We start from the raw sequence: 16,106 nt of genomic DNA on the forward strand, positions 1-16,106 counted from the left end.
GTATCCGCTTCATTCGTCCGTCCTTTCTTGGACCGGACTCTAATCACTTCTGGAGGAGTTTTAAGGGGTCACGTCACCTAACCTAATGCTGGACAGTTGAAAATATCAAATTTTGAATTGTGACTAAACCCGGAATGCTTTTGGATATTCGAAAAGTTCTATTTCCCACCCTAATCAGCGCCTTGCTTGTCTAATTCACTTAGCATCAAAAAGAATTTTCTATATGGAAAGAAAATTCCAGCTAGGAGGGTCGTAAGAAATCCTATAATTATCGCGCTATGCAATGCGCCAACGTTCATAAACCGAATAGGGACATTTACGATCCACAATGAACACAACAGTGGTACAATCATTAACATGTATCTTGGCGTAAACCAAGAAACAATATTATCAATAGAGAACAACATCTTTGTCACAGTTGCTATTAGATATACTGATGAAATTATTACGCCGGTCATTGCCCCTAACAATGAGAGAGTCAACCCTCCGAAAAACCCGCCAAGCGTGCCAAAGCCGATCATGCCTAGCAACATAATCAACTGGAATTTCAACAGAATACCTACCTGCCGTCGGCCAAACAATAAAAAATAGGCTGGCGAAACCAATAAATTGGTTAGCCAGCCAATTGCAAAAATGGACGTAAATTGCTGAGCACTACCATTATATAAGTCTAACACTAAAATTCCAACTAGCGGCGAAATACCTACCGCGATAGTCAGGCAAGCAACTGATAGACAGAAAATTACATCCATACTAACCCTAAAATATCGTGCCTGTTCATTTTGCCTAAAATTTGTCTGACTGGCAAAACTGGGAATTAGATTTTGCCCAATTGATCCCACGATATTGCGCGCAACTTGTATAAGGCGTGATGCAAAATCGATGATTGACACAAAGGCCAGTCCACCAAAATAGTTTGCAAGCAGACGTAATATAGGCTCCGTTACCATCTGAAGGACGCCTATTCCTGTTGCGCTGGCGCCAAATAAAGCAAGTTGTTTGAATTTTTTTGAATCCCAAAATTGCAAATTATTTGTTGGAGCGAGAGAATTATGGAAAATAAAAATTGCGAAAACGAGCATAAAAAGTGCTTGAATAATTTGCGCAACAATTAATCCGACAATTCCATACTCAGGTGTCAATACTATTGTGAGTATAAGAAATGTAAGACTACCCAAAATGGTTTGTACCGCTTTGTAACCTGGGGCCATGAAGCCTAGAAAGCCTAGCTGATAAACCGCTGACATTGATGTCAGCCAGAACGCTATAGCCATAAGTGGCAATATAAATCGTACAGTCGTATGATATTGCTCATCCACGAGCATGGGCGTTACAAAGTATAGAGATGGTAAAGCAACGCATACGACAATAAAATATCCGGCCGCTCCTGTAATTGCTGCCGTGGTGACATAACTTACGGCTTCTCTGTCATTTTCTTTAATTCTAGCTTCAGCTACATAACTACTTAATCCGCGGGACCAAATATCAGCTGCACGAGAAATTCCTAATATCGAACTCAACAATAGCCATAAACCAACTGTTTCCAAACTTGTTATACGAACCACAACTGCAAAATTCAAAAACGCCAGAAATGAGATAATTATCATTTCAAGAACTACGATCGAAGTCCGAGAGAAGAGGCTATATTGCAGACCTTTCCAGAGATTCATTCAGCAATACCTAGGTTGGGACGGGTGTTATGTGAAAACATTGTACGAGAACGCAAAAAACTTACTGAGAAATAGCCTCAAGCACACGGTCTGCTACCGCGCTCCAAGAGAAGCTTTCTGTTGCAAGCTTCTGAGCTTCGACGGCAATTTGGTTTAGCTCATTCTGATTTCGATGATATGTTGCAAGGACAGCATCCGCAAGAAGTTGGGGATCTGGTTGATCAATAAGAACCGCCAGACGGCCATTGTCGGAAAGTTCAGGAAGCGCGGCTTGGTTTAACGATACTACTATGGCCTTTGCTTTCATCGCTTCCAGATAGACTTGCCCCCATGGGTCGCCAAGCATCGGCTGAACCAGCATGGCGGCGCCATAGAAAAGCCGGGTCAATTCTTCACGCGACACAAAGCCGTGACCGGTTATCCCGGTGATATTCTTTGCCCGGGACAGACCATCTTCATTGCCGACGATGATGAGCCGTGTCTGCGGTCGTTCTTCTCGGATTAGCGGCCAAGCGTTCAAAAGGAGAGCGCCGCCCTTGATGTCAAATTGATGCTTTGCAACGAAAAGAAGGTGGCCATCCTGGTAGCTTTTCTCTTCGTGGAACGGTGATAGTTCGCCCGATCCACATCCCACCGCGACAACCCGGTCCGGAGCGATTCCGTAATGAGAGATAATATCATTCCGCAGATAATGAGAGAATGTCAGGACTTTATGTGCCCCCTGAAACGCGGTTCGATCCAGATCATCGAGCATTGCTACGGTGCTCGGGCTAAATCCAGGCGATAAGCGTCCTTCATGATGCAAATGCCAGCTGTCGTCGATCCATAGAGAATATGGGATGTCGGTCGTGACCGGAGCATCCAGAGAGGTGCAGCACAATATATGCTCGGCCTGCGCCGCGCGCGCGCGCTCTGTAACATGCCTCGCCATTTTCGCGCGCGCCGCCGGGAAGCGTGAAAAATGACCTAGACTGTGCCTGTTCAGAATACTAGTCGCAGCAATTGCCATCTTGTCAAATTTGGATACCACCGCGCTGTTCACAAACACCATCTCCGCGCCTTGAGCTTGCAAGGCGCGGGACAGATTCGCGGGTGCAGAAGACCATGTCTTCGGATCCGAGGGCTCCCCCATAGATGATGTTATCGCTATGCGCATTTCAATTCCTGTAAAGCAATTTCAGGCGCTGCTAACGCCTGTGGAAACTCTTTCTGTAAGATCGGACTCTTTTTCTGTGGCGCGTATGTGCGACAGGGGGCTGGACTGATTGGTTTCTTATCAACTGAACAGCATAGGTTAGGATCATGATCCGTAATGCCATGTCCATCCGGTGCGGGCCAGGCGAAAACAGCACATCCCATATCGTCGTGCTGCCGATAAAGATGATCAGCGGCGTTAGGGTGTTTCGCCAAGTGATGGACGACAAAATTGCATAAAACGCGAGAACCAGGACAGCAAGCCATGATAGAATTGCAAAAAAGCCTGCATCCACCCATGCCCCAAATAGATGGCTATGTGAAGGCAATCCGGCATCCCATTCCTGATAGAAACTATCTTTGTAGATTGCGGTGTAATTGCCGTAGGAAAGGTAATTCGAGTTCAACACATCTATGTAGTAGCCCCAAATTTCATTATCATATGCTTTCGACCCAAAGCCAATAATCGGTCTCTTTGCTATTGCCTTCAAAGCCGCGGCGGTTTCAGGACGAGACGTAGCTGCGAGGCCGTATGGGCTGGAAACCTGCGCTTGCATTCGCTGCTGCACTTCATCGGGAAACAGACTTTTTTCGGTAGCTGACAATAGCGCCTGATAACCCAGGACTATTCCGAAGATGAGAATTACAGAAACAGTCGCAATCTTACGCCATTGGAGTGTTGCAGGCCTGTCCGCTCCAGAAAAAATTGTCCAAAACGTGACGGCACTTGCGAATAGAGCAAAAATCGCAATTGAGCGGCTGCCAAGTATGATGTGAACTAGAGACATTCCCAGCAACAACAAGCCGGATACAATGTTCAATCTGGGTTGCAGCGTGATTACAAGGCAAACTGCCATTGTCGCGGCCCAACCAAGCCCGAGACGCCAAGGACTGTCGGGGTAATTTGGCGCTGCGTCGGTTCCTACGAAATAGATAAAAACCCAAGACAGGGCGTAACCAAACAACATCCACCGCATGCGCCCAAAGTCGTTATTCGCTAATCGTTTCACGGTGACAAGAACAATAACAAAAAGAACAAAAGTGCCGACCCGGCCTATGGTGGAACCTAAGGGGACATTATTATACAAATCTGAAATAATCTGAGAAATTGCAGTTAAAAGGAACAAGGGTATCAGTAATCTGGTTATACTATCGAGATCTCTAAAAACAGTGTTGATACTGAGAATAAATATAGCGACCAATAATACTTCTATATAGCGAAACTGTCCGCCAAGTTCAAAAGATGGGCCATAAATCGCCATCATTCCAAACAGAGCAATCATGACCATAGAATCGCTAAAATTCTCCCTAGCGAAATGGCGCACAGTTCTTGACCGGACTTTCCTGTTCATCTTATTTGTCATCGAAGTTATAATTTTCAGTTCTTTAAAATCGTCTTGTATTGTTCGATCACATGAGAAAATTGATAATTGGCTTCAGCCGCGGATCTTCCATTTTGTCCCTTTGTTTGCGCTGTTCGACGAAAATCCTTTGAGTGCAGCCTACAAATTATTTCTGTCAGTTTAGCAGTAGCCGTTGAATCTTGTTTGACAACCCATCCCGCATCCTCTTCCTCAACACACCGCGCAATTTCTGATGCTGGGTTCGCTAGCGCTATAATGGGTCGCGATGCCGCCATGACATTATACATACGGCTTGGTACGGAAAGACCCAGCATATCTTCGGCCAAAGATATTATGGTCACGTCTGAACAAGACAACATTTCAGCAAGCCGCTGTCGTGGTTGCCGTGGCAAAAGCATTACGTTTTCCAAGTTTTTATCTTTTATTGCCTGCCGGATCGCCCCACTTTTTTTGCCATAGCCGACAAAAAGAAAGACTATATCGTTCCGCCCCGTGCATGATTCCGCCACGTGCAATACGGTTTCCACATCATGCGTCCGGCCAATATTACCGGAGAACTGAACAACAATTTTATCCACAAGTTGATTTTCGAGCGCAAATCGGTTTTCAATCCGGGGGATATAATTTATTTCATCAACATCCGCCCAATTAGTGATAATTGCTATTTTGCTAGCCTGTGCATCGGGCATTTTTGTTGCCAGCAGTTCTTTCATGTCCCTGCCAATGGCTATCACCCGGTCGAATTTTTTAAGCGAACCGTCCATCGGGTAGGCCATCGCTTTTCTGAGAAACGAATTTGCTGCTACAAGTTTAGTTGCAACAAGAATTTCAGGATAGACATCGTGCACCAGCAAATAGCTGCTGCATCTCTTAATGTTCGCGATCAGCGAAATGAGAGGCTGCAAGGTCGGTGGGTTTGTGACCATCAATATTTGATCGCCATGCCGAAAATTTCTGACGACGAACCAACATACCGATGATGCAAATGTAATTGAATTCAATAGTCGTCCAAAAAACAAGTCCTTGTTAAAATTGGTTGACCTAATACGATTTATGACCGTTCCGCTTCTTTCTTCCAGAGCGGGCGCTTTTATCCCGCGTTCGCTATAAGAGGGTTGGGCGGCGATGACGTGAACATTGTGGTCATCAGCGAGCCCTTCCGCTATCCTTGTGAGAAAATAGCCTGTCGAGGTTTCTTCAGGATAGTATAGTTCCGATATGACCCATAACTTCCGCTGCATGATTTTACGATAACCCATTTCTTGGCCAGGTCATCGACGGAATAGACCTAATATCCTTATAAAGCCGGGAATCTAATTCGGCTTGAACTGCTAAATTAGCGTTATCAGATAAAACATTGTACCTACAATAGCTCCGGTAAATGTCCGGCCGGAACAGCTTAAGAGGGTAAAATATCCAGAAGGGTAGTGCCAGCATTCCCCATCTTCCCGGGTGTTCAAGAAGAATTTTCTGTCTTGCCTGAGAAAAATCAAAGGGGACCGGATCGGCAGCAGCATGGACGCCTTCAATTTCATTTTCGCAAACATATTTCACCACTTGAGCGGCCAGCATGTAATGCATCATCGACCTTTGCACCTTTTTAGCTGGGACGGGAAGAAAGCCGAGCCGCTTCCACAGAAAGATCATTTGCTGCAATTTGCTTGGAGAATGGAGATCATAAAGCATTGGTAATCGCAGGATGGATAACTTGAAGTCCCTATCAGCAAGTGCAAGAAGTCGATCTTCTCCAATTTTTTTCGTCATTCCATACGCCGTAGTAGGAACAGCAAGGGTCTCGCGAGCGATATTTTGTTCGCTTCCAAAAACAGAAAAGGATGAAATATGTACAAACTGATCTACGCCAGCAGCTTTTGCTTTCACAGCCAACTGAACCGGCAGCTCCGCATTCAGATAAGTCAACTCCTCCACTGACCCCCTAGCTGCTCCGATCAGGTTAATTGTGACTTTCGTATTCTCCATCGCTTCCGACGGCAAATCCGAATAATCCGCAATCTGAACTTCATTTTTTGATATCGGCGGTGGACGGGAATAACAGATGGTAGACGCCGGCAGCAACTGGCGCAGATGCATGCCAAGGGCACTTTGGCCGCCCATCATTAAAATTGGAGGAGAAGTCATATGCCTAAGCAGTCATCAACTGGTGGAGAGTTGTTCGAGGAATGCATCATACACCCTTGCAATGCCATCGTTCAGGCTGATTGATGGCCTCCAGCCAATCGAGCGCAGTTTGTCTGCACTCATCAGCTTTCTCGGAGTGCCATCAGGCTTGGAAAGGTCGTGCACGATCTTTCCTGAAAATCCGACTATGTCGCAAACGGTCTGCGCCAGCTCCAAGATCGTAACATCCTCTCCCGATCCGACATTTACGTGCTCGTATCCAGAATAGTTTTCTAGCAACAGCACACATGCGCTCGCACAATCATCCACATGCAGAAATTCGCGACGTGGCGATCCGGTCCCCCAGATTGTGATGCTCTCGGCATTTTCCCGTTTTGCATCATGTGCCTTGCGAATAAGGGCCGGCAGCACATGACTCGTCTGGAGATCAAAATTGTCACCCGGTCCATAAAGATTGGTTGGCATTGCCGATATATAATTTCGACCGTGCTGCTTCCGGAACGCTTGACACATTTTGATGCCAGCAATTTTAGCAATGGCATACCATTCGTTTGTTGATTCTAAAGAGCCGGTCAGCAGCGCCGCCTCCTTGATCGGTTGCTCTGCAAATTTCGGATATATACAAGAGGACCCCAGAAAAAGAAGCCGATTTACATCTGCCCGATGAGAAGCTTCGATCACATTTGATGCAATCATTAAATTATTATACAGAAAATCAGTAGGATATGTATCGTTGGCAAGAATGCCGCCTACTTTTGCGGCTGCTAGAACCACAGCATCCGGTTTTTTCTCAGCGACCCACTCGCGTACAGACGTCTGATCGATCAGATCTAGTTCCCCCCGGCCAGCAGTGATTACGTTGTAATGTTTTTCCACCAACTGCCGGTGAATAGCACTCCCAACCATACCTCGGTGCCCGGCTACCCAAACTGTTTTGGCGTTAACTTTTTTCACAATTACTTCCATTCGAAAATCGCTCAATCAATCCTATTCAGATAAGATTCAGATGCCTTAACTTCCTATTCAGGAAATCCTTTCGGACGTACCAATCATCAAAAAGAGATAAGTCGGAAAATATACGAACATATTGATTATCAGAGAGTAGTTGGAAAATATTTTTTCTATTATCGAGATAATTGTGTTCGACACATATTATATTTATTGCATGACGGCTAAAATCGAATTCCTTCAGTATGAGGAATTCTGACCCCTCGGTGTCAACTGAAAGAAAATCGAGATTTGCGATAGCGTGGTCGATCAAAAGGCGCTCCAGAGAAACAGTTTTGACATCGTATGTCTCAAAATTTTGCCGTTCACTTTGTAGAGCGTCTTTGTTATCAATGAATTCATTAATAGTTGAATAAATACCGTCATTAGTTTCATAGAACTTAACTATTTCATCTGAAACTGAATAGACACAGCGATAATCAATTTTTGAATTGGGACGGTTTGCTACTAGAGACTGCTGCCATTTTTTCGCTGGCTCCGCAAGTATGCCGCTCCAACCACGTTTTTTCTCCAAAAACCACGTGTTTGATAACGAAACTCCATCGGTCGCGCCGAATTCGCAGAAAACACCCGGCTTGTTATCGTAAAAAAAATCTACCATCAAATCCTGCATAAGCTGCGCTTTGCTTTCATGGAAATTTTCAATGCAGTGATTAAGGAAATGTCTTTCTAACGAAAATCCTCTGTCGACCTTTAAAGCACAAAGTAGAGAGAAGATATTTTGCTCCGGCGACTTTTTTCGCTTGATATCCAAACCGAGCTTATTGAGAGTCCTTTTTAATAATTTCATCATAATCATGTCCACAAATTGGAATCTAGATCAATTGCCGACCTAATTTTGGTTTAAGCATTGTTCAGAATTGGAGATGACCGCATGATCTCCAGGTCGGCCTGAACCATTTCCTGTGCCAATGTGCGAACTGATGTCATGTGTTCCCAGCCGAGTTTTTCCTTTGCTTTTTTGGGATCCCCTAGCAGCAACTCGACTTCCGTAGGTCGGAAATATCGTGCATCAACTTCTATGAGACAACGTCCGGTTTCTTGGCAATATCCTTTCTCTTCGGCGCCTTCACCTTCCCAACGAAGTATTATGTCGACATCTTCAAATGCCCACTCCACAAATTTTCGTACTTCCGTGGTTACTCCAGTCGCAAGGACAAAGTCATCGGGCTCATCTTGTTGCATCATTAACCACATGCCCCGGACATATTCTTTTGCATGACCCCAGTCGCGCTTTGCGTTCAGATTGCCAAGAAATAATTTATCCTGCCGCCCAAGCTTAATGGCTGCTGCGGCCCGGGTGATTTTTCGCGTAACGAAAGTTTCCCCACGAAGCGGGCTTTCATGGTTGAACAGAATGCCGTTAGAGGCATGCATGCCATAAGCTTCGCGATAATTCACCACAATCCAATAGGCATAAAGTTTGGCCGCCGCATACGGCGATCGGGGATAGAAAGGTGTGGTTTCACTCTGCGGGACTTCTTGTACGAGGCCATAAAGCTCTGATGTTGAAGCTTGGTAAAACTTACAACTTTTTTCCATCCCCAGTATCCTCATGGCTTCAAGAAGTCGCAAGGTGCCTATCGCATCAGAATTGGCTGTGTATTCGGGCGTCTCAAAACTGACCTGAACATGACTCTGAGCAGCCAGGTTGTATATTTCGGTTGGCGTTACTTCCTGAATGATTCTGATTAGATTTGTACTGTCAGTCATGTCGCCATAATGTAAATGAAAATTAGTTCCTGCAACATGAGGATCTTGATAAATATCTTCAATCCGGACCGTGTTGAACGATGAACTCCGGCGCTTGACACCATGTACTTCATAGCCCTTTTCGAGTAAAAGCCGCGCGAGATAGGCTCCGTCCTGACCCGTAATACCTGTGATTAGGGCGATCTTTTTAATGGTACTCAAGGCCTTATACTCCTGAAATTAAATGGATTTTGGGATGCTCTTTTGATGAATTGATATGCACCAACCCACTCATTGTGAAAAAAGGGGGGCATTCATGGTTTGCCAACTGCATCGTTAGCACCAGCGCCTAGGGCAGTCATGAAAATATATTTTAGATCCGTAACAAAGGACATATTTTGAATATAAATAGCATCTGCTTCCGCTAGCCTCTCGGGCGTCGACATGTCAATTCCGTTAAGTTGGGCGGGACCTGTAATTCCCGGCTTTACGGCAAATGCACCTCGGCTGGCACGCTCTGCAATCAACTGTTCTTGAACGAGAAGGCAGGGCCTTGGGCCTACAAAACTCATATCACCCCGCAGAACTGACCAAATCTGTGGCAGCTCATCAATCTTTGTTTTTCTTAGATATTTTCCAACGTTAGTGATCTGCGAAGCGGAAGTTTCGTGAGATGCGCGATCCCCAGTGTCGTTTCGCATTGTTCTCAATTTCAGCATCACAAATGGCTTTTTGTTTCTGCCTACTCTTGTTTGTTTAAATAGCGCTGGCCCCGGACTGTCCAATTTTATCCATATTGCTGCCAAAAAAATTAGAAAAGAAGCTGGAATAAAAAGCAGAATCGCGAGGCAAAGGTCCAATAATCGCTTACTCATAATTTTTAATCCGTCTCACATATAATCAGCCTACCAAACCAAAAAGAAAGCTCGCTACAATATTGGGAAAATTGAAATTTAAGGTTGCCGCTGCAACGATACTGATTCAATCACAACATCAAATCCATCGCCACCCTCCGCAGAGCGCCCCACGACATCAAACCAGTAAAAGCTGCACCCGGACCGCTGGTTACTAATTTGCTGTCGCGTCAGTTTATCTGTCAAAGCAATCCTTATCGGCCGAGGGGCATTATCCAGAGTTTCTCCACATCTTATGTCGATGGAGATATTCGCGTCTTTGGGAATGCTGGTGTTGGATTTTACTGACATTTTCAGGATTGCCGACGGGAGCTTAACGAGCTGCCTTGCAAAAAGCCCGCCCGAACTAGGGATCGCACTTAGTTGCAGATTGCCACCTGCAACAGCCGCGCCATATTCGCCATTGGAAAACAGCTGCCAATCCAGTGGCGGGTATTCGGGTTCACGCTCAAACAAACCGTTTTTCAGAAGCGATGCTTCCTTTCTTTGGCCTGCCAGTAACTGATATAAACTTTCTGCGGACCCAAATTGCTGATTGTTGACGAGCGCGTAAATCAGATTTGCGTCTTGGTAAATCTCTTTTGAATCATCGGCTGCATAAAGCATTCCCCGCAGTTGGGCGGCATTTTCAATGGCCTCTGGAGTTGTGACCACTGCCCCCCAAAATCCACTGGCCCAGGGCGGGTTTTTTGACAGGAGCCCCGCAAACGGCTCAACGAAATTCCTGTTCGTGAGCGCCCTGGCCATCGTCGGGATGACAACCGAAGCGGCAGAAGAACTGGTGCGCAGCATCGTGTCATAATGATTCAGGATCTCCGGAATATCTTCCCGTGTCCCGGCGTCTACAATCATCCAGCCATTGACCAGTTGTTGGCGACGCGAAAGCGCAAGCGCTTCGTGCATGAGTTCACGCTTTTTCCCTTCGGTACTGCCTAATGCCAACACTGCGATCGCTTCGGGAGTTACCGGTTCTGACACAAAAGCCCGTTTCGCAAAGCTCGCTGCAACCGGATCAACACTGTTCGGAAACCGGCCGTCATTTGCCGCGACGGCAGCTTTTAGAGAATTGGATGCCAGCGTGTCGAAGGCAAAACCATTTGCAGGCTGCAGGGATACTGCAAGTTCGGGAGCCTGGCTCTTCACAATCGCGCCCACAGCAGCTAGCCCGGAAGCCAGTGCGATCGCCAGTCCGACAATCCATATGATGCCATTTTTCAACATAGCAGCCTAGCTCCTCAGAAGATCGTCAAGCCTCTGCCGCGGCTTTGTTCCCATAGCTGTACTGATAGGCATAGCCATAGCCATAGCCAGAATGCTGCGGCTGCACCTTGGTAACAATCCCACCAAAGATATGGGCGCGGGAACTGCGGACACGCTGGATGGCCGACTGAATACCCCGCATTTTCACACCGCCGGCCTCAATCGTGTAGATGACACCCTCTACCGCGTCTGCAAGCAACGGAATGTCGGCCAATCCCAGAACGGGCGGTGCGTCAATGATGACCGTGTCATAGGTGTCGCTCAGTTTCGTGACCAGGTCACGCATCCGTGTGCTGCTCAAAAGCTCTGCCGCATTGGGCGGTATCGGCCCGGCGGTCATTGCGTCGAAGCCATGTGCGGTTTTTTGATGGACAAGTTGGGCGAGGTCATCCGTGCCAGACAGGCTGTTGCTCAGGCCCGCACTATTCTTGATGCCGAGCATTTGATGTAGCGACGGATTGCGCATGTCACCATCGATGAGCAGGATGCGCTTTCCGGTACTCGCCAAAACAGCCGCTAGGGCAAAGGCAGACGTACTCTTGCCTTCATTGGGCCGCGTGCTGGTAAGCAGGAAAGATCGTGGCACGCCATGGTCCGTCAGGAAAGCCAGGCTCGTTCGTATGGAAAGATAGGCCTCCCAGGCAACGGATTTTTTGTCGGACAGGCTCGCCAATATATCCTCTTTCTCGAAATCCGGAATCGACCCCAGCGGCGCGATGCCGAGCTTGGATTTAAGATCGGCGGGATCCTTCACCGTTTGATCGATCTGGTCCATCACGAATACATAGGCCGCTGCCAGGCCAAGGCCGGCAAGTATTGCCAGCGCGACATTGAGCAGCAGCTTCGGACTGGACGGGCTCTCAGCAGGCTGCGCGCGATCCACCACAGAAATATTATTTGTGCCAACACCGGCGACGCCGATTTCCTTGTAGCGCTGCAGCAGACCGTCATAGAGTTGTCGATTGGTATCCACTTCGCGCTGGAAGATATTATATTGAATGGAATCGCGCCGCTCACCGCTGAATTCATTTTTCAAGCGATTGACCTGAGCGCGGAGCTGTTGCTCCCGATCCAGCGCTTCCTGATAGCGGGCAGATGTCCCCGTGCGGGAGCGTGCTTCTTCAATTGCAATACTTTTGTCCAACGCCGAAATTTGCGAGGCCAGCGCTTTTGCAGCAGGATATTCGGGTTCAAACTGGACCATAAGCTTGGCATATTCTGACTGAACTCTTGCACGTTCTTCTCGAAGATTATTGAGCGCAATATTGGTCAGAGCATTTTTGTTGCCAGCTCTCCCATTCGCTTCACTTTCCGCGGCTATACGATCCGCAATAGCAATTGCCAAAGCAGCATTCAGTGCTTCCAGATTCGCTGACGCCAGAGTCTTTTGGGACACCGTTTTTCCCTCTGCTGTCTGCTCGGACGACAGGGTTATGATTTCCTTGTTGTCGGCATAGCCCGACAGGCTGCGCTCGGAATCCTCCAGCCGCTGTTTGAGTTCGGCCAGTTGCTCTTCCAGAAATTTTCGCGCATCCGCCGTCGAATTGAAGCGACGGTCAAGATTGGACGCTATAAATTGCTCAATCCACGCATTGGCAATTTCAGCGGACAGATTGGGGTTGGGGCTTTCAAAGCTTACGTCAACCAGACTGGACCCCCGGATAGGGGAGATGCTGACATGTTCCTGCAAAAGATCGGTCGCCAGTTTGAGGCGTTCATTTCTCTGCGCCGCGGTCTGCGCCTTGGGAGTGGCAGACAAAATACCGGAATCGTCCGGATCAACGTCAAAAGTCTCGAAAAACTCGTCCCTCTTTGCCAGATTTCTGGAGCGAACAACCCGCTCGGCCAGCGAACGGGATTCGAGCAGAGAATATTGTGTCTGATAAAATTCAAGATTCTGGCCTGCTACATCCGAGCTATTTACCCCTTCAACATTGGTTACCTTGTCCTGTTCGCGGCTAATTTCGATACGGGCCGTTGAGGTAAAATAGGGCGTCATCAACAAGGTGACGATGATGCCAATCGTCACGCAGACAGCAATAATTGCGGTAATCGCGATCTTGTGGCGCAACACGGCCTGCCAATATTGCATCAATATCGGCGTTTCATGCACCACATCGTCATAGGGTTCATAGCCGATTGGCACGGGCTCGTTTTTGTCGATCATAGTGTCCATCTAATTTTTCAATGCCTTACGCTACATCATCTATTTTGAAACAAGATGATTAGCGGCGTTGTCAAAAGCGGGGAGGCCTGGATGAGTTGCTGGAACAATCGGCGGGCTTGGGAATCTCCAACCACGATTACGTCATTAGCAAAAACCTCAGGATCACTATAGTTTCCGCGGCGTATAGCCTTCAAATTATAGAGACCCGCCAACTGCTGGCCATCCACGGTCCGAAAAATCACGACGTCGTTCAGTTTCGCAAATTCTCCGGCACCGCCTGCGGTTGCCACCGCGCGCATGAGAGTCATCCGGCCAATGACCGGATAGAGTCCCGGCTTGTCAACCTGCCCGTCCACCGTGATTACCTGGCTGACAGTTTCTTCCAGATTGACGGTGACCTCGGGATTGCGAACATAGCGTCCCTGGAGGCGGTTCTCGATTTCATCGGCAAGCTCCCCTGGCGTTCGGCCAGAGGCCTCGACCACGCCGATCAGGGGAAAGGACAATCGGCCACTGGCATCAATCTGCACTTCCTTGCTCAAATCCTCGATCCCGAAGACATCAATTTTGAGCTTGTCGAAAGGCCCGATCAAATAGGGCCGATTGGAGCTCACCAGGTCAACGCGGGTAGGCTCCGGCAGGGCCTCACTGGAAACGACGGTCACAGCGGGACTGCCGCCCAATACGGTTTGGCCTGCACAAGACGTAAGAAAAATCGCCATCAGCAAGACTGAAAAGTATTTGATCATGGTTCAATATATTCCACTACTTGTTGACCTCCGTTAGACGAAGCGATTTGGCACGTAAACCGGTTATAGCCTGATAATGCTCATTCGAGGACAATTTGCCCAACTCATCTAGCGCTGGTTGCTGTCGCGCCACTGAACAGAATATATAGCATCGTTGAAAACGCAGACCAGAACCGCAAATACCGCCATTATAGAAGGAACGCGCAAGGGATAATCGCCGATGCTCGCGGCCAGCAAAAACAAGATGACTGCAAGACACATCAATACGCTATATTTGGCAGGATTCGAACTGCGCCAGTTTTTTACCCCTATCCACAAGCGCCTGACAAACCATATAATAGTGCAGATCGCGATCAGCAGAGCCGGAACCCCGCCTTCAATGGGATATTGAAGCCAGTCATTATGGGCCTGATTCAAATAGGTTGGTCGTAACAGTTCCTGAGACTCGTAAATCTTGTAGACATGTTCAAACGATCCGAACCCGCTCCCCCAGGGCAAATAGTCTTTTAGCATTGTGAAAAGTGTCGGTAATATCTGCCAACGCAGTTCTTCGACATCGTTGCCACTGAACAGCCGGTCAAAGGCTAGTGAGCGGGAGAGCAGGATCGACGCCATCGCCATTCCCGAGATTGCCACAATGCCGATCGCCAATATCACCCGCCGTCCAGACAGCAGATTGCTTTTTGAGGAAGCGGATCGCCTTTTTCTTGAGCCTGCTCCCGGATAATATCCGCCAAAATACACCAAAAACAAAGCCAGAAGCAGCGCCGGTACCATCAACAGCAATCCCGCTCTGGATCCAGTTATAAAAATGAGCGGGACGAAGACAAGAATGGTCGCAATCGAAGCGGAAAATTTCAGGGCGGCTTGCTTGCTATGGGGCTTCAAGGAACCTGCGTACGAGCCCAGCATCACAATCGAGCTGGCCAGTATTACGGCCTGATGATTGCGATTGGCAAAAAGGCCAACGCCCGCTCCAAAATTGGTTATCCGGTATATATATAGCGGCCCGCGTGCAGGACCGATGACCTGGAAAATTGCCCATAGCGCGCCGATTGCACAGAGAATTATCAGCACCGGTACAACGCCTCTTCGATAATCTCTGTCAAGATTGAGATAGAGCATCATCGCGGCAATCGGGACTGCGAGCGCGAACAGGCTGTTCAGCGTTTTCGACGGTGACAAGGTCAAGGGCCGCCATGGCTGCTCAATCCCTGCGATATCAGCAATGTTGGCAAATATCTGGCGTTCGGGCAATGCGGTCCAGACAGAAGGGGGTAATGGTATCAGTTGAAGGACCATTAGAGCCAGTAACGCACCTGCGATACAAAGCGGAAACATCCGCCCCTTCCAATGCTCCGGGGCCTTGACGGTCAGCGCATAGGCGCAAAATAGAATCGCGAGAGGCCGCAGCACAAGCAGTGATTGAATATCATCCCGCGAACCACCACCAGTGAAAAAAACGATCACGAAGAAGGCAACAAACGCATAGAAACGCGATGCTGGCGCTGATAATCTGTTGGTTATGTTACCCGGTTTTCTTTTGGCAGATTTCATATTTTCAATTTTGCAATCTGTTTAAGATACAGACTTCAGTGCGATGGGTCTCTAATCCAACAGACCGATGATGGCTATCCGTAAAAACAGGGCTTAGGTTTTTCCATAATGCATTCAGGATAAGGCAGCTCTTATTCCAAAGATCCGAGACTCAACACCTAAAACACTCGAAAAAGTGAATGATGCTCCCGGAAACACAGCATTTTCATCACGTTTCGACTGGATTTAACGCGCAATGTTGGCATTGGTCTAGTTGACCAATGGAGAATAGCCGTGCCTGGAAATAGCTGCGATTGCGACGCTTTGAGAGGGCAATCTCATTTGGTTCAGGGCGGTGTATCGGGAGCTTGCCATAATCGTGTGCTAATAATTATTTCCGAAAAACTAGTTGG

Annotated in this window: 13 protein-coding genes; all 13 read right to left on the reverse strand. The window is 47.7% G+C overall.

The features are described from left to right. Positions 1-170 precede the first annotated feature (170 nt). A complete protein-coding gene (locus tag V7650_RS16240) occupies positions 171-1,670 on the reverse strand; it encodes a hypothetical protein (RefSeq protein ID WP_335657261.1) in 1,500 nt (499 codons plus the stop codon). Positions 1,671-1,731: 61 nt separating this feature from the next. Beyond that, positions 1,732-2,826 carry a glycosyltransferase family 4 protein gene (locus V7650_RS16245; protein WP_335657262.1) on the reverse strand — a complete coding sequence of 365 codons (1,095 nt, stop codon included), beginning with the start codon at positions 2,824-2,826 and terminating at the stop codon, positions 1,732-1,734. A 31-nt stretch (positions 2,827-2,857) separates the two neighbouring features. Next, complete coding sequence (locus V7650_RS16250; RefSeq protein WP_335657263.1) at positions 2,858-4,147, reverse strand: hypothetical protein; 1,290 nt, start codon at positions 4,145-4,147, stop codon at positions 2,858-2,860. Between the two features lie 95 nt (positions 4,148-4,242). Further along, on the reverse strand, positions 4,243-5,487 hold the full coding sequence (locus V7650_RS16255) for a glycosyltransferase family 4 protein (RefSeq protein ID WP_335657264.1): 1,245 nt from the start codon (positions 5,485-5,487) through the stop codon (positions 4,243-4,245). Next, a complete protein-coding gene (locus V7650_RS16260; RefSeq protein WP_335657265.1) occupies positions 5,474-6,367 on the reverse strand; it encodes a sugar nucleotide-binding protein in 894 nt (297 codons plus the stop codon). Before V7650_RS16260 ends, V7650_RS16255 begins: the two co-directional genes overlap by 14 nt. A gap of 15 nt (positions 6,368-6,382) precedes the next feature. Beyond that, entirely contained in the window at positions 6,383-7,333 is a 951-nt protein-coding gene (gene fcl / locus V7650_RS16265; protein ID WP_442955323.1) for a GDP-L-fucose synthase, read from the reverse strand. A gap of 25 nt (positions 7,334-7,358) precedes the next feature. Next, complete coding sequence (locus V7650_RS16270) at positions 7,359-8,168, reverse strand: FkbM family methyltransferase (protein WP_335657267.1); 810 nt, start codon at positions 8,166-8,168, stop codon at positions 7,359-7,361. Positions 8,169-8,218: 50 nt separating this feature from the next. Beyond that, the gene (gmd, locus tag V7650_RS16275; RefSeq protein WP_335657311.1) at positions 8,219-9,280 is read right to left on the reverse strand and encodes a GDP-mannose 4,6-dehydratase; all 1,062 of its coding nucleotides are present in this window, start codon (positions 9,278-9,280) and stop codon (positions 8,219-8,221) included. Between the two features lie 101 nt (positions 9,281-9,381). Next, entirely contained in the window at positions 9,382-9,942 is a 561-nt protein-coding gene (locus tag V7650_RS16280) for a sugar transferase (protein ID WP_335657268.1), read from the reverse strand. 78 nt (positions 9,943-10,020) lie between these two features. Then, positions 10,021-11,202 carry a hypothetical protein gene (locus V7650_RS16285; RefSeq protein WP_335657269.1) on the reverse strand — a complete coding sequence of 394 codons (1,182 nt, stop codon included), beginning with the start codon at positions 11,200-11,202 and terminating at the stop codon, positions 10,021-10,023. 25 nt (positions 11,203-11,227) lie between these two features. Further along, entirely contained in the window at positions 11,228-13,408 is a 2,181-nt protein-coding gene (locus tag V7650_RS16290; protein WP_335657270.1) for a GumC family protein, read from the reverse strand. A 35-nt stretch (positions 13,409-13,443) separates the two neighbouring features. Further along, positions 13,444-14,157, reverse strand: a complete 714-nt coding sequence (locus V7650_RS16295) for a polysaccharide biosynthesis/export family protein (RefSeq protein WP_335657271.1) — start codon at positions 14,155-14,157, stop codon at positions 13,444-13,446. Positions 14,158-14,265: 108 nt separating this feature from the next. Next, a complete protein-coding gene (locus V7650_RS16300; RefSeq protein ID WP_335657272.1) occupies positions 14,266-15,714 on the reverse strand; it encodes an O-antigen ligase family protein in 1,449 nt (482 codons plus the stop codon). Positions 15,715-16,106: the final 392 nt, after the last annotated feature.

The sequence above is a fragment of the Parasphingorhabdus sp. genome (assembly GCF_036964565.1).
GTDB lineage: Bacteria > Pseudomonadota > Alphaproteobacteria > Sphingomonadales > Sphingomonadaceae > Parasphingorhabdus.

Excerpts from the sequence above, each read along its gene's own strand:
- V7650_RS16240 (WP_335657261.1), bottom strand. The coding sequence starts at position 1,670 with ATGAATCTCTGGAAAGGTCTGCAATATAGCCTCTTCTCTCGGACTTCG.
- V7650_RS16245 (WP_335657262.1), bottom strand. The coding sequence starts at position 2,826 with ATGCGCATAGCGATAACATCATCTATGGGGGAGCCCTCGGATCCGAAG.
- V7650_RS16250 (WP_335657263.1), bottom strand. The coding sequence starts at position 4,147 with ATGATTGCTCTGTTTGGAATGATGGCGATTTATGGCCCATCTTTTGAA.
- V7650_RS16255 (WP_335657264.1), bottom strand. The coding sequence starts at position 5,487 with ATGGGTTATCGTAAAATCATGCAGCGGAAGTTATGGGTCATATCGGAA.
- V7650_RS16260 (WP_335657265.1), bottom strand. The coding sequence starts at position 6,367 with ATGACTTCTCCTCCAATTTTAATGATGGGCGGCCAAAGTGCCCTTGGC.
- fcl (WP_442955323.1), bottom strand. The coding sequence starts at position 7,333 with ATGGAAGTAATTGTGAAAAAAGTTAACGCCAAAACAGTTTGGGTAGCC.
- V7650_RS16270 (WP_335657267.1), bottom strand. The coding sequence starts at position 8,168 with ATGATGAAATTATTAAAAAGGACTCTCAATAAGCTCGGTTTGGATATC.
- V7650_RS16280 (WP_335657268.1), bottom strand. The coding sequence starts at position 9,942 with ATGAGTAAGCGATTATTGGACCTTTGCCTCGCGATTCTGCTTTTTATT.
- V7650_RS16285 (WP_335657269.1), bottom strand. The coding sequence starts at position 11,202 with ATGTTGAAAAATGGCATCATATGGATTGTCGGACTGGCGATCGCACTG.
- V7650_RS16290 (WP_335657270.1), bottom strand. The coding sequence starts at position 13,408 with ATGATCGACAAAAACGAGCCCGTGCCAATCGGCTATGAACCCTATGAC.
- V7650_RS16295 (WP_335657271.1), bottom strand. The coding sequence starts at position 14,157 with ATGATCAAATACTTTTCAGTCTTGCTGATGGCGATTTTTCTTACGTCT.
- V7650_RS16300 (WP_335657272.1), bottom strand. The coding sequence starts at position 15,714 with ATGAAATCTGCCAAAAGAAAACCGGGTAACATAACCAACAGATTATCA.